The sequence below is a fragment of the Burkholderia sp. AU27893 genome (assembly GCF_002223205.1).
Classification (GTDB): domain Bacteria; phylum Pseudomonadota; class Gammaproteobacteria; order Burkholderiales; family Burkholderiaceae; genus Burkholderia.
The window spans coordinates 977,584-997,888 of sequence record NZ_NKFD01000002.1 but is presented as its reverse complement, the minus strand read 5'-3'; the positions used below and the strand labels follow the sequence as shown (position 1 = coordinate 997,888).

Sequence of the window (20,305 nt, the reverse complement as noted above, 5' to 3'; positions counted from 1 at the left end):
GCGCGGCCCGCGGCGCTCAGCGCACGCGGCGCGGCGTCAGGGCTTCCGGGTTGACGACGCTCGACATGTCGCCCTGGTCGAACGCCAGGATGTTCCGGAATGCCGCACTGAAGTAGAGCTCGTAGCTTTCGCGCTCGACGTAGCCGATGTGCGGCGTGCAGATCACGTTTTCCATCCGCAGCAGGCTGTAGCCCTGCAGGATCGGCTCGCTCTCGAACACGTCGATCGCGACCATGCCCGGACGGTTGTGCGACAGCGCGTTGACCAGTGCGTTTTCCTCGAGCAGTTCGGCGCGGCTCGTGTTGACGAGCAGCGACGTCGGCTTCATCCGCATCAGGTCTTCCTGCTTCACGATCCCGCGCGTGTCGTCGTGCAGGCGCAGGTGCAGCGACAGCACGTCGCTCTGCTCGAACAGCGCTTCGCGGCTTTCGGCGGCCGTATAGCCGTCGGCGCGCGCGGACTCGAGCGAATGCTCGCGGCCCCAGATCAGCACGTTCATCCCGAACGCCTTGCCGTAGCCGGCGACGAGCCGGCCGATCTTGCCGTAGCCCCAGATGCCGAGCGTCTGGCCGCGCAGCACCTGGCCGAGGCCGAAGTTCGGCGGCATCGCCGACGTCTTCAGGCCCGACTGTTGCCACGCGCCCTGCTTCAGGTTCGCGACGTATTGCGGAATGCGGCGCTGGGCAGCCATCACGAGCGCCCAGGTCAGCTCGGCGGGGGCAATCGGCGAGCCCGTGCCTTCGAGCACGGCGATGCCGCGGTCGGTACACGCTTCGAGATCGATGTGGCTCGAAATGCGGCCGGTCTGGCTGATCATGCGCAGGTTCGGCAGCTTGGCGAGCAGTTGCGACGAAATCGGGGTCCGTTCGCGAATCAGCACGAGCGCCTCGACTTCCGCCAGACGGCTGGCGAGTTGTCCCAATCCGCGCACCGTATTGTTGAAGACCTTCACGTCGTGGTCGGCAAGCATCTCGAAGCAGTTCAGCTTGCGGACGGCGTCCTGGTAGTCGTCGAGGATGGCAATTTTCATGTGAGCGGGTGTCGCACGTTGAAAGCGGCGGTGGCGGCGGCGCACGTCGCGCACCCGTCCCGCCCGGCCGGGGCCGACATGATGCTACGTCGGCCGCCTTCATGGTGCCTTTTTAACAGGTTGTTACGCTCCGCCGCAATTGGCGGCGGCCTGACCCGGCGCCGCTTGCGCGATGGGTGCGGGGGTGCGCTGTTGTGTCGCATCAAATACGTCCTTCCTGATTCGGCCACATACTCGACGAGGTTCACCCAATTGTTGCTCCAATCAGAATAATTGGATCAACTATCCGCAGAAGGCGAGGATTTTTGACTATTTTTATCGTCAACCGGCGCTTTGTTGAGCAACTCTGCATCATTTCCGCTGTCGTAGGAGAATTACGCATTTGCTTCATCTTTTTGAAGTTGTAACAGCGGCAGGAGTCGTTTATGGATCATTTGCAGTCGATGCGCGTGTTCGTCAAGGTTGCAGATCTCGGCAGTTTTGCGCGGGCCGCGAGTGCAATGGATATCTCCAACGCGGTCGCGACGCGTCACGTCGCCGATCTGGAAGGCCGGCTCGGCACGCGTTTGCTGAACCGCACCACGCGCAGCCTTTCGCTGACGGAGTCGGGCCAGGTCTATCTGGAGCGGGCTCGCCAGATCCTCGATGAGCTCGAGGACGTCGAGCAGATGGTCGTTGCGCGCAATCACGAGCCGGTCGGAACGTTACGCATCGTTGCGCCGGTCGTGTTCGGCCTGCACAACCTCGCGCCCGTGTTGCAGTCGTACACGGAGAATTTCCCGAAAGTGGTGCCGGATCTCACGCTGGTCGACCGGCAGGTCGATCTCGTCGAGGAAGGTTTCGACGTCGGCATCGTCGTCACGCGCCAGATGCGCAGCGCGAGCATCGTCACGCGGCGCCTGACCACCGGCTGCATGACCGTGTGCGCGACGCCGAGCTATCTAGAGAAGCACGGCGTGCCGACCCATCCGGAGCATCTCGCCGAGCACCCGAGCCTGAGCCTGCCGACCGAATACTGGGGGGACGAGCGTGTGTTCACGGGGCCGGACGGCGAAGTGCGCGTGCGCCCGACCAACGTGATCGTCGCGAACAACACCGCGATGCTGCGCCAGTTCGCGCTGCTCGGGATGGGGGTCGCGATCCTGCCGAGCTACCTGATCGGCGGCGATATCGCGCGCGGCGCGCTCGTGCGGCTGCTGCCGGATTTCCGGCTGCCGCAGGTCGAGATCAACATCGCTTACCCGAGCCGGCGCCATCTGCCCGCGAAGGTGCGCACGTTCATCGATCACCTCGTCGAGCATTTCAGCCACTCGACCGACGCGACGATGGGCGAGCAGTGGGCCACGCAGAGTTCGGCGCTCGCGCCGATCGGTGTCGAGACGCGTGCCGAGCAGCCGGAAGCGGCCGACCCGAACCTGTCGCCGCGCCTGCCGCGTTCGCCGCGCACGCGCGTCGCGGCGCCGTCGCCGTTGTAACGATGCGACGGCCTGGCGGCCTGGAAGTGGTTGCCGCCGGCACAAAGAAAAACGCGGATCGAGCAATCGATCCGCGTTTTTTTATGGGTGCCTGCCCGAGTTCGGCATGGCCGGGGGAGCCCCGGCCGTCAGGCCGTTAAGAGCTCGTCTTGCGCGCCGTCGTCTTGCGGGCGGCGGTCTTGCGAGCCGGTGCCGGTTTCTCTTCGGCGCCTTCCGTCACGGTTTCGGCATCCTTCGTCGCTGATTTTGCCGTCTTCTTCGCGGCAGCGGCCTTCGGCTCCTTCTTCTCGAACTCGAAGCCGATCTTGCCGTCCGGCTGCTTCACGAGGAAGGCCTTGAAGTTGCGGCCCGTGCGCGACGACTTGAAGTTCGGCAGCAGATCCGTGCGGCCGTCGGCCAGCAGCTTGCCCATCTGCTCGCGGGTGATTTCCTGCTGCAGGATCACCTTGCCCGAGCGGAAATCGCAGGTCTTCGGGTTGGCCACCGAGTGCTCGCACACGTAGCTCATCCCGTGCTCGAACACGCGGCCCTTGCACTTCGGGCACGCGCCGACCGGCTCCTGTGCGGAAAAGTCGGGCGCTTCGCCTTCCTCACCGCCGGTGTCCTGGCCGAAGTCGAATTCGAGCTTGTAGTTTTTCGTCTCGTCGTCGAAGGACAGCTTGAGGATCGCCGAGAACGGGCGGCCCATCTTGCTGCGGAAGCCGGACAGCGGGCCGATCGTCTTCTCGCGCAGCAGCTCCTCGACTTCCGCGATCTCGAATTGCCGGCTGCCCGGGATCTTCGAGATCGAGAACTCGCACTTCGTGCATGCGAAGCGGCGGTAGTTTTCCTTCACCTGGCCGCCGCAGTTCGGGCACGGCGTCTCGAGCGTCGCGTAATCGCCGGGGATCGTGTCCGAATCGTATTCCTTCGCGCGCTTCACGATCTGCTGCGTCATGCGGGCGATTTCCTGCATGAACGCTTCGCGCCCGAGGTTGCCGCGCTCCATCTGCGACAGCTTGTATTCCCATTCGCCGGTGAGCTCGGGCGCGGTGAGTTCCTTCACGCCGAGGCCGCGCAACAATGTCATCAGCTGGAATGCCTTCGCGGTCGGAATCAGTTCGCGGCCTTCGCGCACGAGGTATTTCTCGCCGAGCAGGCCTTCGATGATCGCCGCACGCGTGGCCGGCGTGCCGAGGCCCTTCGCGGCCATCGCCTCGCGCAGTTCGTCGTCCTCGACGAGCTTGCCCGCACCTTCCATCGCGGACAGCAGCGTCGCTTCCGAGTAGCGTGCGGGCGGCTTCGTGACGAGCGCGACGGCGGCGATTTCGTCCGTCTTCACCTTCTCGTCCTTCTGCACCGGCACGAGGTTCGCATCCGCGCCTTCGGCGTCGCGGCCGTACACCTGCAGCCAGCCCGGCTCGACGAGCACCTTGCCTTCGGTCTTGAAGTGATGGCCGGCGACTTCGGTGATCCGCGTCGTGACGCGGAATTCGGCGGCCGGGAAGAACACGGCGAGGAAGCGCTTCACGACCATGTCGTACAGCTTCTGCTCCGGCTCGGACAGCGACTTCGGCGCCTGCAGCGTCGGGATGATTGCAAAGTGGTCGCTGATCTTCGAGTTGTCGAAGATCCGCTTGTTCGGCTTCACCCAGCCCTTGTCGAGCACCTGCTTCGCATGCGGCAGGTAGTTGTTGCTCTCCTTGAGCATCTCGAGCGTGGACTCGACCGTCGACAGGTAGTCTTCCGGCAGCGCGCGTGCGTCGGTACGCGGGTAGGTCAGTACCTTGTGCTTTTCATACAGTGCCTGCGCGAGGCCGAGCGTGTTCTTCGCGGAGAAGCCGAAGCGGCTGTTCGCTTCACGCTGCAGGCTCGTCAGGTCGAACAGCAGCGGCGACAGCTGCGTCGACGGCTTCGATTCCTCGGAGACCGTGCCGACCTGGTCGCGACACGCGGCGACGATCGTCTCGGCAGCCGGCAGGCTCCACAGCCGGGAGTCGCGCTTTTCCGGATCGAATTCGTCGCGCTTGAATTTCGGGTCGTACCACTTGCCTTCGTAGAAGCCGCCCGCGCACGCGAATTCGGCCTTCACTTCCCAGTAGTCGCGCGGGACGAAACGGCGGATTTTCTCTTCGCGTTCGACGACGATCGACAACGTTGGCGTCTGAACGCGGCCAACTGTCGTCAGGAAGAAGCCGCCGCCCTTGCTGTTGAACGCGGTCATCGCGCGGGTGCCGTTGATCCCGACGAGCCAGTCGGCTTCCGAGCGGCAGCGTGCGGCGTCGGCGAGCGGCAGCATGTCCGCGTCGCTGCGCAGGTTTGCGAAGCCGTCGCGGATCGCCTGCGGGGTCATCGATTGCAGCCACAGGCGCTGGACCGGCTGTTTCGCCTTCGCGTGCTGCGCGATCAGGCGGAAAATCAGCTCACCCTCGCGCCCCGCGTCACATGCGTTGATCAGGCGGTCGACATCCTTGCGCTTCAACAGCTTGGTGAGCACCTTGAGGCGCGACTCGCTTTTTGCGATCGGGTTCAGGTCGAAATGCGGGGGGATGACGGGCAGATGCGCGAAGCTCCATTTCCCGCGCTTGACCTCGTACTCTTCCGGGGCGGCGATTTCCAGCAGGTGGCCGACAGCGGACGAAAGGACGAAATCGTCGCTTTCGTAATACTCGTCATGCTTGGTAAAGCCGCCCAAAGCGCGTGCGATGTCGTTCGCGACAGAAGGCTTTTCCGCAATGATCAGTGCTTTGGACATGACAGGTGTGTGTTGGTAGACCGGGTTCGCCGGTTGTGGGTCCCTTTTACGACCGCTTTATAGCACACGCCGCAGCGATGGCGGCTCGGCGTGCAAAAAGCGGCCCATCATAGAGGGGGGCCGCAACGGCGGCAAGCGCCCGGCGCGGCGGGGCGCGCAAATGTGCGCGAAATCACCGCGCCGGCTCGCGATTCAGGCTTCGACGGCCAGGATGTTGCGCAATTTCGGTGCGTGCGGCGCACCGGGTACCGCGCTCAGGTCGGACAGCATCCGCTCGACGATCGCCGCATGCGGCAGCACCGTGCCGAAGAAGCGGGCGGTGTGGGTATCTTCGATCAGGATCGTCGGGAAGTTCTCGACGTCGAGATCGTCGAGCTGGTCGGCATGCGTTTCGATGTCGATCCAGGCGAAGCAGGCGTCCGGATGCGCGTCGGCGAGCTGGTCGAACGCCGTCCGGTAGTCGCGGCACGTGCCGCACCACTCGGCGCACAGGCAGGCGACGAGCAACGTGCCGGGATCGGCGAGGCGCTCGGCGATCCGATCCGCATCGGTGTCGAGATTCAGCGCGGGCATGGGTTTCCTTGAGTATCGTCGGCGGCCTGGCCGCCCCTATGCGGGGGAATGTAGCACGCCGTCCACGGGCGGGGTGCGCGCCACGTCAAGCCGTGCGAAGCGTCCGCCGGGAAGGCTGGCGACGCGGCCGGCCAGTTCCAGCGCCAGCAGCGTGCGGTGCAGCACGTCGTCAGGCAGGCCGCTGTGCTCGGCGAGCCATTCGTAGGTGACGGGGCCGTATCCCAATGCGGCCAGCACGGCCTGTTCGGCCGGGGTGGCGGGCAGCGGTGGCGCTGTTGGCAGTGCTTCGTCTCGGGCGGACGCGATGGCCGGAACGGCATCGCCAGTGTGGTTCACACCGGCAGCGGCGTGCCGAGTGGCGGTTTCGGTTTCGCGAAGGTCGCCGGTGCCCGCGCGCGGATGCCCGGAACACGCCGCACCGCTCGCCGTGCCGGCTTTCGATTCACCCAGCCCGTATTCCTCGAGCACGTCGAGCGGCGCCGCCGTGAGCTTCGCGCCGTCGCGGATCAATGCGTGGCAGCCCTGCGCGAGCGGCGCGTGGATCGAGCCCGGCATCGCGAACACATCGCGCCCCAGTTCGTTCGCGAGCCGCGCGGTGATCAGCGAGCCGGAGCGCGGCGCGGCCTCGACGACGAGTGCGCCGACCGCGAGCGCGGCGATCAGCCGGTTGCGCTGCGGGAAGTGGGCGGCGCGGGCCGGCGTGCCGAGCGGCCATTCCGACACGATCGCGCCGTGCGCGGCGATCTCGTGGGCGAGTGCGCGGTGGCGCGCCGGATAGACGAGATCGGCGCCGGTCGCGATCACCGCGACCGTGCCCGACCGGCCGTCGAGCCCGCCACGATGTGCGGCGGCGTCGATCCCGAGCGCGAGGCCCGACACGATCGGCAGCCCGGCGTCGGACAGTTCGCGTGCGAAGTGCGTTGCGTCGGCGAGCCCTTGCGGCGTGGCGTGCCGGCTGCCGACCACGGCGAGACTGCGCGCGTGCAGCAGGTCGAGCCGGCCCTTTACATATAGCAGCAGCGGCGGATCGTGCAGGTCGCGCAGCCGCGGCGGGTAGGCAGGATCGTTGAGCGTGACGAGCGCATTGCCCGGCGCGTCGAGCCACGCGAGCGCGGCGTCGGTGCGCGCGTCGAGATCGCCGCGCTCGCTTGCGCGTATGGCCAGGGCGGCGGCGGTGCTGGTGACGGCGGCGATGGCGTGGTCGGGTGCACGCAGCAGCGCGTCCGGCGAGCCGAACGCATCGAGGAGTGCCTGCAGCACGGCGGGCGCGAGGCCGGGCGCATGCGCAAGCTGCAGCCACGCGCGCACGGCGGAGGTGGTCAGCGCTTGCGGCGACATGAGGCGCCCCTCGAATGCGGTGGCCAGCGGACCGCGTGGCGCCATGATAAAATTTTCATCATCCGAAATACTCGACAGGGCCGCGCGCGCAGGCGCCCGGCCAATTGCAGGAGGCGTGATCCGCGGCATTGATTCGCCGCGCGTCCGCCTCATCTTCATTGCATCCCGGCAGCAGCGCCAGCCGGCCGGATGGCCGATGCGGCACGCCGCTCCACCGAATACCGAACGCCATGGCTTTACTCAATATTCTTCATTACCCCGACAAGCGGCTGCACAAGGTCGCGAAGCCCGTCGACAAGGTCGACGACCGGATCCGCAAGCTCGTCGCCGACATGGCCGAGACCATGTACGCGGCGCCGGGCATCGGCCTTGCGGCCACGCAGGTCGACGTGCACGAGCGCGTGATCGTGATCGACGTCTCCGAGGAGAAGAACGAGCTGCGCGCGTTCATCAACCCCGAGATCGTGTGGTCGAGCGATGCCAAGCAGATCTATGAAGAGGGCTGCCTGTCGGTGCCCGGCATCTACGACGAAGTCGAGCGTCCCGATCATGTGCGCGTACGCGCGCTCAACGAGCAGGGCGAGACTTTCGAGCTCGACTGCGAGGGCCTGCTGGCCGTGTGCGTCCAGCACGAGATGGATCACCTGATGGGGCGCGTGTTCGTCGAATACCTGTCGCCGCTCAAGCAGACGCGCATCAAGACGAAGATGAAGAAACTCGAACGCGCGATGTAACTCGCGTTCGCCCAGCCCGACCCCGAACGCTGTCATGACCCATACGTTGCGCGTAGTTTTTGCCGGCACGCCGGAATTCGCCGCGGCTGCCCTCGCCGCGATCCACGAGGCCGGTTTTCCGGTGCCGCTCGTGCTCACCCAGCCCGATCGCCCCGCCGGGCGCGGGATGAAACTGCAGGCGAGCGCGGTGAAGCGCTACGCCGTCGAGCACGGGATGTCCGTCGCGCAACCGCCATCGCTGCGCCGGGCGGGCAAGTACCCGGCCGAGGCGGCCGACGCGATCGAGCTGCTGCGCTCGACGCCGCATGACGTGATGGTGGTTGCCGCATACGGCCTGCTGCTGCCGCAGGAAGTGCTCGACATTCCGCGCAACGGCTGCATCAACATTCACGCGTCGCTGCTGCCGCGCTGGCGCGGCGCCGCGCCGATCCACCGTGCGATCGAGGCCGGCGACGCCGAGACGGGCGTCACGCTGATGCAGATGGACATCGGCCTCGACACCGGCGCGATGATCGAGGAAGCGCGCATCGCGATCGCGCCCGACGAGACGACCGCGACGCTGCACGACCGGCTCGCCGCCGAAGGCGCGCGACTGATCGTCGACGCGCTCGTGCAGCTCGAGCGCGACGGCGTGCTGCCGGCGACGCCGCAACCGGCCGACGGCGTGACCTATGCGGAAAAGATCGGCAAGCACGAAGCGGCGCTCGACTGGCGCAAGCCGGCCGACGTGCTTGCGCGCCAGGTGCGTGCGTTCGATCCGTTCCCGGGCGGCATCGCGACGCTCGACGGTGCGGCGATCAAGCTGTGGGCAGCCGAGCCGGTGGCGGCGCGCGGTGACGCGGCGCCCGGCACGATCGTCGAAGCCGCGCCGGAAGGTGTGGTCGTCGCATGCGGCAGCGGTGCGCTGCGTGTCACGCAGTTGCAGAAGCCGGGCGGCAAGCGGCTGCCCGCGCGCGAATTCCTGGCCGGCTCACCGCTCGCCGCGGGCCAGCGTTTCGCGCTGACCGACGTTGCCTGACGCGGCCTGACCGCCATTCGACACGGCCTGCCGGGCGTGCGCAATCGGCCGGATGGCCGAGTCGCGCGGCGCGGCAGGCGCGCGTAGAATTTCCCTGCGCTCCCCGGTTTCGAGGTTTTCATGTTCGGCATCACCCACTTCGGCTTCTTCGTGCTGGCAGTCTTCCTGCTGAACGTCACGCCCGGCCCCGATACGGCCTATATCGTTGGCCGCAGCGTCGCGCAGGGCCGCGGCGCGGGGCTGATGTCGGCGCTGGGCATTTCGGCCGGCTGCTGCGTTCACGCGCTCGCCTGCGCATTCGGCCTGACCGCGCTGCTCGCCGCGTCGGCTGCCGCATTCACGGTGATCAAGCTGGTCGGCGCCGCCTACCTGATCTACCTGGGCGTGCGGATGATCATCGCGAAGCAGGCGGCCGAACCGTCGGGCACGGCGGCCGCGCAAGCCGCGAAGCCGCTGCGCCAGCTGTTCATGCAGGGCTTCTGGACCAACGTGCTGAACCCGAAGGTCGTGCTGTTCTTCGTGTCGTTCTTCCCGCAGTTCGTGTCGGCCGACAGTCCGCACAAGGCATGGGCGTTCCTGACCCTCGGCGGCGTGTTCGTCGCGATGAGCACGGTGTGGACCAGTTTCGTCGCATGGGTCGCGGGCAGTGTCACGGCCCGCTTCTCCGGCAAGCCGGGCGTCAAGAAGTGGCTCGACCGCACGGTCGGCAGCGCTTTCGTCGGCCTCGGTCTTCGTCTTGCAACATCGCAACGATGAGATTGAATTTTTCCGCCAAGACCTTATCTAACAAAACGCTTACAATTCTCCGTCGCGCCCTTTTTGATGCGCGGCGGGTCCCCTGACGGATAAGGAGTGGGTATGTTCAATTGGGTCAAAACGGCGATGCTGATGGCCGCGATCACGGCCCTGTTCATCGTGATCGGCGGGATGATCGGCGGCTCGCGGGGCATGACGATCGCGCTGCTGTTCGCGCTCGGCATGAATTTCTTCTCTTACTGGTTCTCGGACAAGATGGTGCTGCGCATGTACAACGCGCAGGAAGTCGACGAGAACACGGCGCCGCAGTTCTACCGGATGGTGCGCGAGCTGGCCACGCGCGCGAACCTGCCGATGCCGCGCGTCTACCTGATCAACGAGGACGCGCCGAACGCGTTCGCAACGGGCCGCAACCCGGAGCACGCGGCAGTCGCCGCGACGACGGGCATCCTGCGCGTGCTGTCGGAGCGCGAGATGCGCGGCGTGATGGCGCACGAGCTCGCGCACGTGAAGCACCGCGACATCCTGATCTCGACGATCACCGCAACGATGGCGGGCGCGATCTCGGCCATCGCGAACTTCGCGATGTTCTTCGGCGGGCGCGACGAGAATGGCCGGCCGGCCAACCCGATCGCGGGTATCGCGGTCGCGCTGCTCGCACCGATCGCAGGCGCGTTGATCCAGATGGCGATTTCGCGGGCACGCGAGTTCGAGGCCGACCGCGGCGGCGCGCAGATTTCCGGCGATCCGCAATCGCTCGCGACCGCGCTCGACAAGATCCATCGCTATGCGGCGGGCATCCCGTTCCAGGCGGCCGAGCAGCATCCGGCCACCGCGCAGATGATGATCATGAACCCGCTGCACGGTGGCGGCCTGCAGAATCTGTTCTCGACGCACCCGGCCACCGAGGAGCGCATCGCGCGCCTGATGGAGATGGCGCGTACCGGCCGCTTCGACTAAGCCACGGCACACCGTGCGGCAGTTGCCGCGCGGGAGCCGTCACACCACCCCGCACGCTCCGCGCTGCGGGGTGTTTCATTTGCGCGTGCCGTAAAGGGGCCAAAGGGCCTGCTGCATCGCACGCTACAATGCCCGGTTTGGGATGGCAGCGCCCACGGGCGCCGCGATCCCGCCGTTTGCCGCAGTTGCTTGCTGTGCCCGCTGGCCGCGCTTGTTTGCCGAATTTGCTCCGATGACACGAACCCGTTCTACCGCTCCGTCTTCTTCCGGCCGCCCGGCGCGCCTGTCCGCGCTGCATCTCGCGCCCGATTCGCTCGGCTTCGCACTCGATGCGGCCGCGCAGGCGGTCGATGCGGTGCGGCGCGGCACCGCGCTGCCGGCGGCGCTGTCGGCGGTATTCGCGCAGATGCCGTCCGGTGCGCAGGCGCTCGCGCGCGGGGCGACGCAGGACGTCGCTTACCGGACGATGCGCCGCCTCGGCAGTGCGGACTGGCTGATCGGCCGGCTCATCAGCAAGGCGCCGCCCGCCTACGTGCACGCGGTGCTCGCCGGTGCGTTCGCGCTGCTGCTCGACCCGGCGGAAGAGGCCGCGTATCCGGCGTTCACGGTGGTCGACCAGGCTGTGACCGTGATCGGCGCCCGCCGCGAATGCGCGTTCGCGAAGGGGATGGTCAACGCGGTGCTGCGCCGTTTCCTGCGCGAGCGCGACGCGCTCGTCGCGGCGCTGCAGGACGATGTCGTCGCGCGCTGGAACTACCGCGCGTGGTGGGTCGACTCGGTGAAGCGCGCGTGGCCCGACGCATGGCAGGCGATCCTCGCGGCCGGCGAGCGGCAAGGGCCGCTGACGCTGCGCGTGAACGCGCGCCGCGCGAGCGTCGACGCGTATCTCGATACGCTGCGCGAGAACGGGATCGAGGCGACCGCCATCGGCCGGCATGCAGTGCGGCTTGCATCGGCGCTGCCGGTCGATCGCATTCCGGGGTTTGCCGACGGCGTCGTGTCGGTGCAGGACGCCGGCGCGCAGTTCGCAGCCGAATGGCTCGGTGCGCGCGACGGCATGCGCGTGCTCGACGCATGCGCGGCGCCCGGCGGCAAGACCGGCCACATTCTCGAGCTGGCCGATGCGGAAGTCGTCGCGCTGGAAAGCGATGCCGCGCGCGCGGCACGGATCGGCGAGAACCTCGTGCGGCTGTCGCTCGAAGCGGACGTGCGTGTCGGCGATGCGGGCGCCCCCGACGCCTGGTACGACGGGCGCCCGTTCGACCGCATCCTTGCCGACGTGCCGTGCTCGGCGTCCGGCATCGTGCGTCGGCATCCCGACATTCGCTGGCTGCGCCGCGAGGCCGACATCCCGGCGCTCGTCGCGGAACAGCGCCGCATCCTGGCGGCGTTGTGGCCGCTCGTGAAGCCGGGCGGCGAACTGCTTTACGTGACCTGTTCGGTCTTCCCCGAGGAAGGCGAATGGCAGGCCCGCTGGTTTGAAGCGGCCTGTGAAGATGCGGTACGATTGGACGCCCCCGGCCAGCTGCTGCCGGGCGGAGTGCAGGGAGGGGCGGCCGCCGGCGCACTCGACCAGAACACCGATCACGACGGATTTTTCTACGCGCGGTTTCAGAAACGGTGACGATCAAACACCTTTTTCCACTTCGGCTCGCGGCCGTCCTGATGGTCGCGTTGACGCTGTGCCTGGCTGTCGTCCGGCCGGCGCATGCCGAGTCGATCGCCGTGCAGCGCGCGTCGCTCCAGTCCGACGGAAGCGGCTGGGCGCTCGACGCACGTTTCGATTTCGAGCTGAACCCGAACCTCGAGGATGCCGTCAACAAGGGCATTCCGCTTTATTTCACGACCGACTTCGAGTTGAGCCGGGCGCGCTGGTACTGGTTCGACGAGCAGCCGGTGGCGGTGACGCAGACGATCCGCCTGTCGTTCCAGCCGCTCACGCGCGAATATCGCGTGTCGACGGGCGGCCTGCAGCTCGGTTTCCCGTCGCTGAAGGACGCGCTCGCGGTGGTCCGTCACATCACGTCGTGGCACGTGATCGACCGCAACCAGGTGCGCGCGGGCGAAACCTATACGGCATCGGTGCGGATGCAACTCGATACGGCGCTGATGCCGAAGCCGTTCCAGGTCGATGCCGTGAACAACCGCGACTGGACGCTCGGGTCGGACTGGAAGCGCTTCAACTTCACGGTGACCGAACGTGCTAAATAAAGTGCGCCGCGCGGCCAGCGGGAAGAGCCTCCTCATTCGCGTGATCGTCTCGACCGTCGCGCTCACCGCGCTGCTGCTGCTCGTGCTGCTCGCGGCCGCGAGCGCGAACACCGAATTCTTCGACCGCTATTACTCGTGGCTGTACGCGACGAACATCGTCGTCGCGCTCGTGTTCCTGCTCGTGGTGCTCGGGCTGATCGGGATGATCGTCGTGCGCCTGAGGAAGGGCAAGTTCGGCACGCGGCTGCTCGCGAAGCTCGCGGTGTTCTTCGCGCTCGTCGGCGTGGTGCCGGGCGGGATCATCTACATCGTGTCGTACCAGTTCGTGTCGCGCAGTATCGAGTCGTGGTTCGACGTGAACGTCGAGACGGCGCTGACGGCCGGCCTGAACCTCGGCCGCGGGATGCTCGATGCGTCGCTGTCCGATCTGCAGACGAAGGCGCGGCTGATGTCCGACCAGCTCGCGAGCGTCGATGCGAACACCAACGGCACGACGCTCACGCTGCTGCGGCTGCGCGACCAGTTCGGCGTGCAGGACGCGACGATCGTCGAGCCGAGCCGCGGCGGCTCGGGTGCGTCCCCCGACCTGCACATCGTCGCGCAGGCGTCGGGCAATTTCGCGGCGCTGATTCCGGACGACCTGCCGACGCCGCTGATGCTGAACCAGGCGCGCGAACACGGCGCGTACGCGGCGATCGAGGGTGAAGTCGACGGCGACCCGCGCGCGCACGGCGCGAAGGGTGCGCTGCGGTTGCGCGTCGTGCGGCCGATTCCCGATGCATCGACGTCGTTGCTGCAGCCGGCGGAACGGTTCCTGCAGCTCACGCAGCCGGTGCCGCCGACGCTGGCCCACAACGCGGACGCGGTGCAGCGCGCGTATCGGGAGTACCAGGAAAAGTCGCTCGGCCGCACGGGGCTGCGCAAGATGTACATCGGCACGCTGACGCTGGCGCTGTTCCTCGCGACCTTCATCGCGATGATGCTCGCGCTCGCGCTCGGCCAACAGCTCGCGCGGCCGCTGTTCCTGCTCGCGCAGGGCACGAAGGAGGTCACCGAAGGCGACTACACGCCGAAGCGCGAGATCAAGACGCGCGACGAGCTGGGCTTCCTCACGCAGTCGTTCAACGCGATGACGCGTCAGTTGTCGGAAGCGCGGCTCGCGGTCGAGAAGAACCGCGTCGCGCTCGAGCATTCGAAGACGTATCTCGAGAGCATCCTCGCGAACCTGACGGCCGGCGTGTTCGTGCTCGACCGGCAGTTCCGGCTGACGACGGCCAATCGCGGCGCCGAGCGGATCTTCCGGCAGCCGTTCAACGCGCTGATCGGCACGACGCTCGACCGGATCGGCGTGGCCGCCGGGTTCGGCGCGATGGTGCGCAAGGCGTTCGCCGATCGCGAGGCGGCGTCCGACGGCGGCAGCGGCGATCGCGGCCACTGGCAGCAGCAGTTCGCGATCGAGGTGCCGGGCGAAGCCGATCCGCTGACCTTGCTCGTGCGCGGCACGCGCCTCGTGTCGACGGTCGAGGGGCAGGCCGACGATCCGCAGACGTCCGGTTACGTCGTCGTGTTCGACGACATCTCCGACGTGATTTCCGCGCAGCGTTCGGTCGCATGGGGCGAGGTCGCGCGCCGGCTCGCGCACGAGATCAAGAATCCGCTGACGCCGATTCAGCTGTCGGCCGAGCGGCTGCAGATGAAGCTCTCCGACAAGCTCGCCCCGCCCGATGCCGACGTGCTCAAGCGCGGCGCGACGATGATCGTCAATCAGGTCGCCGCAATGAAGCGGATGGTCGACGATTTCCGCGAATACGCGCGCACGCCGCCGGCGGTGCTCTCGAACCTGCAGTTGAACGAACTGGCGAGCGAGGTGCTCGGGCTGTACGGGGTGGGCGAAGGCAAGAGCGCGATCGTCGCCGAGCTCGCGCCGTCGCTGCCGGTGATACGCGGTGATGCGACGCAATTGCGCCAGGTGATTCACAACCTGCTGCAGAATGCGCAGGATTCGGTCGCGGAGTCGGCGCATCCGCGTGTGTTGATCGAAACCAAGACAGTAGAATATGGCGATCCCGACGCCGAGGGCAAAACGCGCGTCGCGGTACGTCTTACCGTGTCCGACAACGGGCCCGGTTTTCCGGCGCGCATCCTGACTCGCGCGTTCGAGCCTTATGTGACGACGAAGGCGAAGGGCACGGGTCTGGGGTTGGCCACGGTCAAGAAGATCGTCGATGAGCACGGTGCGCGGATCGATCTGCGCAATCGCATGCACGGCGAGACCGTCGAGGGTGCGCAGGTGTCGATCCTGTTCCTGCAGATGGCGAGCGATGCGCCAGGCGCCGAATCGGGCGTGCAGGACGGGGCGGCCCCCGCCAAGACAAAAGCAAGTGAGCAGACAAAGGCAGCGTAAATGGCAACCATCCTGGTGGTAGATGATGAAATGGGCATCCGGGAATTGCTCTCGGAGATCCTCAGCGATGAAGGACACGTCGTCGAGGCGGCGGAGAACGCGCAGGCCGCGCGGGAATACCGGTTGAATCAGGCGCCCGATCTCGTGCTGCTCGATATCTGGATGCCCGATACCGACGGCGTGACGTTGCTCAAGGAGTGGGCAGCGCAGGGGCTGCTGACGATGCCCGTGATCATGATGTCCGGGCACGCGACGATCGATACGGCCGTCGAGGCGACGAAGATCGGCGCGCTCGATTTCCTCGAGAAACCCATCGCGCTGCAGAAGCTGCTGAAGTCCGTCGAGCACGGTCTCGCACGCGGTGCGGCGCCGGTGTCCGCGAACGCGGCGGCGAAGGCCGGTGCGGGGCAGGCGGCGGGGCCCGCGGCGGTGGCGTCCGCGGCTGCGCTGCCGACGCTCGGCGACGACATGGCTGCGGCACTCGGCCTCGCGGGCCAGACGGCCGCGATCCCGTTCGACATCCCGTTGCGCGAAGCGCGCGATGCGTTCGAGCGCGCGTACTTCGAATATCACCTCGCGCGCGAAAACGGCAGCATGACGCGCGTCGCGGAGAAGACGGGCCTCGAGCGCACGCACCTGTATCGCAAGCTCAAGCAGCTCGGTGTCGAGCTCGGCAAGAAGCCGTCCGAGGGTGCCGTATAAAATATTTTGCGAAAGTACTTGATCAAGTAACGGAGGGTGGATATACTTTCTCTTCTTCGTTGGCCCGGTAGCTCAGTTGGTAGAGCAGCGGATTGAAAATCCGCGTGTCGTTGGTTCGATTCCGACCCAGGCCACCAGAATTAAAACCCCAAGAATCGGAAGGTTCTTGGGGTTTTTCGTTTGTGGTGAGGTTTGCGTGACGGGTGGCGTGGGATGGCGTGCCCGGCAGTGTTCATGAGGGCATGATAAAATCCGTGTCCGCTCAATAACTTAGCGCATCGCTTCATGCGCACGGCAGGCTGCCAGCGTGGCGCCGCCGTGGCGCGCGGCAACGATGCCGCGCGATGGGCGGTATAAGCGCTCCGCCGCGTTCGCGGCCGATGGCGCTGCCTATACTGGTCGAGCCGGCCCAGGCCGGCACGCGTCGGGCCGCCCGGCGGCAGCCGGCCCCGGCGCGCAGCGCGACGCGAGCCTACACATTCACGGAGTATCACGGTGATTCGGACAGACGCTAAAGACGGCGCGCTCGTGTTGTTTTCCGGCGGGCAGGACTCGGCCACGTGCGTGGCATGGGCCCTCGAACGCTACCAGACGGTCGAGACGCTCGGCTTCGATTACGGCCAGCGCCACCGCGTCGAGCTCGAATGTCGCGAAGGCGTGCGCGAAGCGCTGAAGCGTGACTTTCCCGCCTGGTCGGGCCGCCTCGGCGACGATCACATGATCGACCTGTCGGTGCTCGGCGCGATCAGCGATACCGCGATGACGCGCACGATCGAGATCGAGACGGCGGCGAACGGCCTGCCGAACACGTTCGTGCCGGGCCGCAACCTGATGTTCATGACGATCGCCGCGGCGATCGCCTATCGCCGCGGGCTGCGCGTGCTGGTCGGCGGGATGTGCGAGACGGATTTCTCGGGCTACCCCGACTGCCGCGACGACACGATGAAGGCGCTGCAGGTCGCGCTGAACCTCGGGATGGATACGCGCATCGTGCTCGAGACGCCGCTGATGTGGCTCGACAAGGCGCAGACGTGGCAGCTCGCCGAACAGCTCGGCGGCGAAGCGCTCGTCGAACTGATCCGCGTCGAGACGCACACGTGCTACGTGGGCGAGCGCGCGGAGCTGCACGAGTGGGGCTTCGGCTGCGGCGAATGCCCGGCCTGCAAGCTGCGCAAGCGCGGTTACGAGGCCTACCTGAAGGGCGAGCTGGTGACCGAAGCGCCGCTGTGATGCAGCAGCAACGGTAGCGCCTGGTGATTAACGGATTCTGATCGACAACGAGCGGCGCGAGCCGGACGAAGCACGATGACTTACGCGGTCAAGGAAATTTTCTACACGTTGCAGGGCGAGGGCGCGAACGCGGGCCGGCCGGCCGTGTTCTGCCGGTTCGCCGGCTGCAATCTGTGGTCGGGCCGCGAAGAGGATCGTGCGGAGGCCGTGTGCCGCTTCTGCGATACCGACTTCGTCGGCACCGACGGCGAGAACGGCGGCAAGTTCAAGGACGCCGAAGCACTCGTCGCGACGATCGCCGGCCTGTGGCCCGAGGGCGAGGCGCACCGCTTCGTCGTCTGCACGGGCGGCGAGCCGATGCTGCAGCTCGACCAGCCGCTCGTCGACGCGCTGCACGCGGCCGGCTTCGAGATCGCAATCGAGACCAACGGCTCGCTGCCGGTGCTCGAATCGATCGACTGGATCTGCGTGAGCCCGAAGGCCGACGCGCCGCTCGTCGTCACGAAGGGCAACGAGCTGAAGGTCGTGATCCCTCAGGACAACCAGCGGCTGGCCGACTACGCGAAGCTCGACTTCGAGTATTACCTCGTCCAGCCGATGGACGGCCCGTCGCGCGACCTCAATACGAAGCTCGCGATCGACTGGTGCAAGCGTCATCCGCAGTGGCGGCTGTCGATGCAGACCCACAAATATCTGAACATTCCCTGAGCCCCGGCTTTTGACATCGTGCTGATTACCCGAAAACTCGAATTCGACGCGGGCCACCGCATTCCCGACCACCGCAGCCAGTGCCGGAACCTGCATGGCCATCGCTATGTGCTCGAAGTCACGCTGCGCGGCGATCTTGTCGATACCGAGGGGGCGCCCGACCGCGGCATGGTGATGGATTTCGCCGACGTGAAGGCGCTCGCGATGGAGCACCTGGTCGGCAAGTGGGACCACGCGTTCCTGGTCTATGCGCGCGACGACGTCGTGCGCTCGTTCCTCGAGCAGATGGCCGACCACAAGACGGTCGTGATCGACCGGATTCCGACCGTCGAGAACCTCGCGGCGATCGCGTTCGACATCCTCGCGAACGTGTACGACGCGCACTACGGCGTGAACCTGCGGCTCGAACGCGTGCGTCTGTACGAAACGCCGAACTGCTGGGCCGACGTCGAGCGCCAGCCCGGCCGCTGATCCCGCCTTCCCGGCAGCCCCGCCAGCCGGTGCGGGCTGCCTGACGCCGCCCCCCGCGGCCCCGTCCCGCCTCGCTCCCCGTCCGTTTCCACATTCCGCGTAACGCCGCGCTATGATCGTTGCGTGGCGCCGAAAAACGCTGTCACGCGTCATTGCGCGACCGGCGCTGTCAGATCGGCCGCCCACGGCCGACCAACGTTCCAGGGCCCGGTCCCGGCGCCGCCGTGCAATGCTTGCCCGGCGTGTCGCGCGCCGCTTTGCCCGTTGCTTGTCCCGTTCGATTGCCGTTCCGTCCAGGAGGCCGTATCGATGAGCACGCTCACCAATTCCCTCAAACAACGCCTGCGCGACGGCGACGAGCCGCTGTACGGCCTGTGGCTGTCGCTCGGCAGCGACTCGGCCGCGGAAGCGCTCGCGCATGCCGGCTACGACTGGCTCTGCATCGACATGGAACACGCGCCGAACGACAGCCGCGATGTTGCATCGCAGCTGCGCGCGATCGCAGCCGCCCATCTGCCGAGCGAGCCCGTCGTGCGCGTGCCGGCGCGTGAGCCGTGGCTCGTGAAGCGCGCGCTCGATGCGGGCGCGCGCACGCTGATGTTTCCCTGCATCGAGACGCTCGACGACGCCGCGCACGCGGTGCGGCTCACGCGCTATCCGTCGCCCGATTCGCCGGACGGGCTGCGCGGCGTCGCCGGCATGGTGCGTGCGGCGGCGTTCGGCATGCGTCGCGACTACGTGCAGACGGCGAATGCGCAGGTCGCGGTGATCGTGCAGATCGAATCGGCGCGCGGCGTCGACGAAGTCGAGCGGATTGCGGCGCTGCCCGGCATCGATTGCCTGTTCGTCGGCCCGGCCGATCTCGCGGCGAGCCTCGGGCACCTCGGCGACATCCGTCACCCGGACGTCGAAACCGCGATGGCGCGCGTGCTCGCGGCCGGCCGGCAGGCCGGCGTCGCGGTCGGGATCTTCGCGGGCGATACGGCTGCCGCCCGCCAGTATCGCGAGGCCGGCTACCGGATGATCACGGTGTCGGCCGACGTCAGCTGGTTGTTGCGCGCCACGCGGCAGGCGCTGCAGGAGGTGCGGTCATGAACGGTGGCGATGGCGCGAGCCGTGGGCGCGCGCAGGGTGGGTTCGGGAGGCGCCGGCAGGTCGGCGCGGTGGTCTGCCTGTGGGCCGTGTGGATCGCGGCCGCCGCGCAGGGCGCGCCGCAAGCGAAGCCCGATCCGTCGCACGAGACGCAGTCGGCGGTCGCCGACTACAACGCCGGCGACTTTCGTGCGGCGCTGGTGCAGTTCCACGACGCGGCCGAGCGCGGCGACCGTCTCGCGCAATTCAACTACGCGATGATGCTGCTGACGGGCGAAGGCGTGACCGCGAACGTCGACGAAGGGCTGCGCTGGCTGAAGCGCGCGGCCGACGCGAACATGTCGCATGCGCAGTACGTATACGGCCGGATGTTCGACGACGGCGAGTTCGTCGCGCGCGATCCGGCCGAAGCGCACCGCTGGTTCCTGCGGGCGGCGAAGCAGGGGCACGTGCAGGCCGAGCTGTCGCTCGCGAACCAGTTCCTCGACGGACGCGGCACGCCGCGCGACAACCGGCAGGCGTTCACGTGGTACAAGCAGGCCGCCGACGCGGGCGAGCCGACTGCGCAGTACGTGACCGCGTCGTTCTACGAGCGCGGTGGCGACGGCGTCGCGCAGAACCTCAACATCGCGCGCGCGTATTACGCGGCGGCGGCCGCGCAGGGCGACGAGACGGCCGGGCTGAAATTCAAGGAGCTGAGTGCGCGGCTGAAGGCGCAGGGGCCGGCATCGGGCGCCGGCACGGAGCCGGGCGGGGCGCACGCGCCGCCGCCGTGAGCGGGGGCGGGCGCCGCGCGGCACTGCGTGGCCGCGTTGTCATCCGCGGTCGAAAAAAACGGCGCTGAAGCGCCGTTTTTCTTTATGCGGTGC

At 67.3% G+C, this 20,305-nt stretch carries 18 protein-coding genes and 1 tRNA gene; 15 read left to right on the top strand and 4 right to left on the bottom strand.

Features of this window, described 5'->3' with window-relative positions; genetic code table 11:
• Positions 1–16 precede the first annotated feature (16 nt).
• Positions 17–1,030, bottom strand: coding sequence for a D-2-hydroxyacid dehydrogenase family protein (locus tag CFB47_RS17845; protein WP_089461785.1), 1,014 nt, complete (start codon positions 1,028–1,030; stop codon positions 17–19).
• A gap of 425 nt (positions 1,031–1,455) precedes the next feature.
• Here CFB47_RS17845 and CFB47_RS17840 point away from each other — a divergent pair, with 425 nt between their 5' ends.
• A complete protein-coding gene (locus CFB47_RS17840; protein ID WP_089457125.1) occupies positions 1,456–2,505 on the top strand; it encodes a LysR family transcriptional regulator in 1,050 nt (349 codons plus the stop codon).
• 136 nt (positions 2,506–2,641) lie between these two features.
• On the opposite strand, the gene CFB47_RS17835 is transcribed toward CFB47_RS17840, so the two are convergent.
• The 3 genes from CFB47_RS17835 to dprA form a co-directional block, all read right to left on the bottom strand.
• Positions 2,642–5,239 (bottom strand): DNA topoisomerase III, encoded by a 2,598-nt coding sequence (locus tag CFB47_RS17835; protein WP_089461784.1) that lies wholly within the window; start codon positions 5,237–5,239, stop codon positions 2,642–2,644.
• Between the two features lie 192 nt (positions 5,240–5,431).
• Positions 5,432–5,812, bottom strand: a complete 381-nt coding sequence (locus tag CFB47_RS17830) for a thioredoxin family protein (RefSeq protein ID WP_039353754.1) — start codon at positions 5,810–5,812, stop codon at positions 5,432–5,434.
• A 36-nt stretch (positions 5,813–5,848) separates the two neighbouring features.
• Positions 5,849–7,195 (bottom strand): DNA-processing protein DprA, encoded by a 1,347-nt coding sequence (gene dprA / locus CFB47_RS17825; RefSeq protein WP_089461783.1) that lies wholly within the window; start codon positions 7,193–7,195, stop codon positions 5,849–5,851.
• A 185-nt stretch (positions 7,196–7,380) separates the two neighbouring features.
• Here dprA and def point away from each other — a divergent pair, with 185 nt between their 5' ends.
• The 14 genes from def to CFB47_RS17755 all read left to right on the top strand — a co-directional run bounded on the left by def (position 7,381) and on the right by CFB47_RS17755 (position 20,212).
• Positions 7,381–7,884 (top strand): peptide deformylase, encoded by a 504-nt coding sequence (gene def / locus CFB47_RS17820; RefSeq protein WP_006477461.1) that lies wholly within the window; start codon positions 7,381–7,383, stop codon positions 7,882–7,884.
• A 34-nt stretch (positions 7,885–7,918) separates the two neighbouring features.
• Positions 7,919–8,902, top strand: a complete 984-nt coding sequence (gene fmt / locus CFB47_RS17815) for a methionyl-tRNA formyltransferase (RefSeq protein WP_089461782.1) — start codon at positions 7,919–7,921, stop codon at positions 8,900–8,902.
• A 120-nt stretch (positions 8,903–9,022) separates the two neighbouring features.
• Positions 9,023–9,658 (top strand): LysE family translocator, encoded by a 636-nt coding sequence (locus tag CFB47_RS17810; protein ID WP_089441278.1) that lies wholly within the window; start codon positions 9,023–9,025, stop codon positions 9,656–9,658.
• Between the two features lie 102 nt (positions 9,659–9,760).
• The gene (gene htpX, locus CFB47_RS17805; RefSeq protein WP_011353570.1) at positions 9,761–10,618 is read left to right on the top strand and encodes a zinc metalloprotease HtpX; all 858 of its coding nucleotides are present in this window, start codon (positions 9,761–9,763) and stop codon (positions 10,616–10,618) included.
• A 232-nt stretch (positions 10,619–10,850) separates the two neighbouring features.
• A complete protein-coding gene (gene rsmB / locus CFB47_RS17800; protein ID WP_089461781.1) occupies positions 10,851–12,242 on the top strand; it encodes a 16S rRNA (cytosine(967)-C(5))-methyltransferase RsmB in 1,392 nt (463 codons plus the stop codon).
• The gene (locus CFB47_RS17795; protein ID WP_039353770.1) at positions 12,239–12,829 is read left to right on the top strand and encodes a DUF4390 domain-containing protein; all 591 of its coding nucleotides are present in this window, start codon (positions 12,239–12,241) and stop codon (positions 12,827–12,829) included. The genes rsmB and CFB47_RS17795 overlap by 4 nt, the downstream gene beginning before the upstream one ends.
• Positions 12,819–15,233 (top strand): sensor histidine kinase EsaS, encoded by a 2,415-nt coding sequence (esaS, locus tag CFB47_RS17790; RefSeq protein WP_089441276.1) that lies wholly within the window; start codon positions 12,819–12,821, stop codon positions 15,231–15,233. Before CFB47_RS17795 ends, esaS begins: the two co-directional genes overlap by 11 nt.
• Complete coding sequence (gene esaR, locus CFB47_RS17785) at positions 15,234–15,935, top strand: response regulator transcription factor EsaR (RefSeq protein ID WP_089441275.1); 702 nt, start codon at positions 15,234–15,236, stop codon at positions 15,933–15,935.
• A 61-nt stretch (positions 15,936–15,996) separates the two neighbouring features.
• Positions 15,997–16,072: transfer RNA gene (locus CFB47_RS17780), tRNA-Phe, on the top strand.
• A 358-nt stretch (positions 16,073–16,430) separates the two neighbouring features.
• Complete coding sequence (gene queC / locus CFB47_RS17775; RefSeq protein WP_089461780.1) at positions 16,431–17,165, top strand: 7-cyano-7-deazaguanine synthase QueC; 735 nt, start codon at positions 16,431–16,433, stop codon at positions 17,163–17,165.
• A gap of 75 nt (positions 17,166–17,240) precedes the next feature.
• Positions 17,241–17,873, top strand: coding sequence for a 7-carboxy-7-deazaguanine synthase (queE, locus tag CFB47_RS17770; protein ID WP_011353564.1), 633 nt, complete (start codon positions 17,241–17,243; stop codon positions 17,871–17,873).
• Positions 17,874–17,891: 18 nt separating this feature from the next.
• Positions 17,892–18,344, top strand: a complete 453-nt coding sequence (gene queD, locus CFB47_RS17765; RefSeq protein WP_011353563.1) for a 6-carboxytetrahydropterin synthase QueD — start codon at positions 17,892–17,894, stop codon at positions 18,342–18,344.
• Between the two features lie 309 nt (positions 18,345–18,653).
• Positions 18,654–19,439, top strand: a complete 786-nt coding sequence (locus CFB47_RS17760) for an HpcH/HpaI aldolase/citrate lyase family protein (RefSeq protein WP_089457119.1) — start codon at positions 18,654–18,656, stop codon at positions 19,437–19,439.
• Positions 19,436–20,212: a tetratricopeptide repeat protein gene (locus CFB47_RS17755; RefSeq protein ID WP_089457118.1), complete on the top strand. Its 777-nt coding sequence runs from the start codon at positions 19,436–19,438 to the stop codon at positions 20,210–20,212. Before CFB47_RS17760 ends, CFB47_RS17755 begins: the two co-directional genes overlap by 4 nt.
• The last annotated feature ends 93 nt before the right edge of the window (positions 20,213–20,305 follow it).

Coding starts and splice junctions, on each gene's coding strand:
- CFB47_RS17845 (WP_089461785.1), bottom strand. CDS start 1,030: ATGAAAATTGCCATCCTCGACGACTACCAGGACGCCGTCCGCAAGCTG.
- CFB47_RS17840 (WP_089457125.1), top strand. CDS start 1,456: ATGGATCATTTGCAGTCGATGCGCGTGTTCGTCAAGGTTGCAGATCTC.
- CFB47_RS17835 (WP_089461784.1), bottom strand. CDS start 5,239: ATGTCCAAAGCACTGATCATTGCGGAAAAGCCTTCTGTCGCGAACGAC.
- CFB47_RS17830 (WP_039353754.1), bottom strand. CDS start 5,812: ATGCCCGCGCTGAATCTCGACACCGATGCGGATCGGATCGCCGAGCGC.
- dprA (WP_089461783.1), bottom strand. CDS start 7,195: ATGGCGCCACGCGGTCCGCTGGCCACCGCATTCGAGGGGCGCCTCATG.
- def (WP_006477461.1), top strand. CDS start 7,381: ATGGCTTTACTCAATATTCTTCATTACCCCGACAAGCGGCTGCACAAG.
- fmt (WP_089461782.1), top strand. CDS start 7,919: ATGACCCATACGTTGCGCGTAGTTTTTGCCGGCACGCCGGAATTCGCC.
- CFB47_RS17810 (WP_089441278.1), top strand. CDS start 9,023: ATGTTCGGCATCACCCACTTCGGCTTCTTCGTGCTGGCAGTCTTCCTG.
- htpX (WP_011353570.1), top strand. CDS start 9,761: ATGTTCAATTGGGTCAAAACGGCGATGCTGATGGCCGCGATCACGGCC.
- rsmB (WP_089461781.1), top strand. CDS start 10,851: ATGACACGAACCCGTTCTACCGCTCCGTCTTCTTCCGGCCGCCCGGCG.
- esaR (WP_089441275.1), top strand. CDS start 15,234: ATGGCAACCATCCTGGTGGTAGATGATGAAATGGGCATCCGGGAATTG.
- queE (WP_011353564.1), top strand. CDS start 17,241: ATGACTTACGCGGTCAAGGAAATTTTCTACACGTTGCAGGGCGAGGGC.
- CFB47_RS17760 (WP_089457119.1), top strand. CDS start 18,654: ATGAGCACGCTCACCAATTCCCTCAAACAACGCCTGCGCGACGGCGAC.
- CFB47_RS17755 (WP_089457118.1), top strand. CDS start 19,436: ATGAACGGTGGCGATGGCGCGAGCCGTGGGCGCGCGCAGGGTGGGTTC.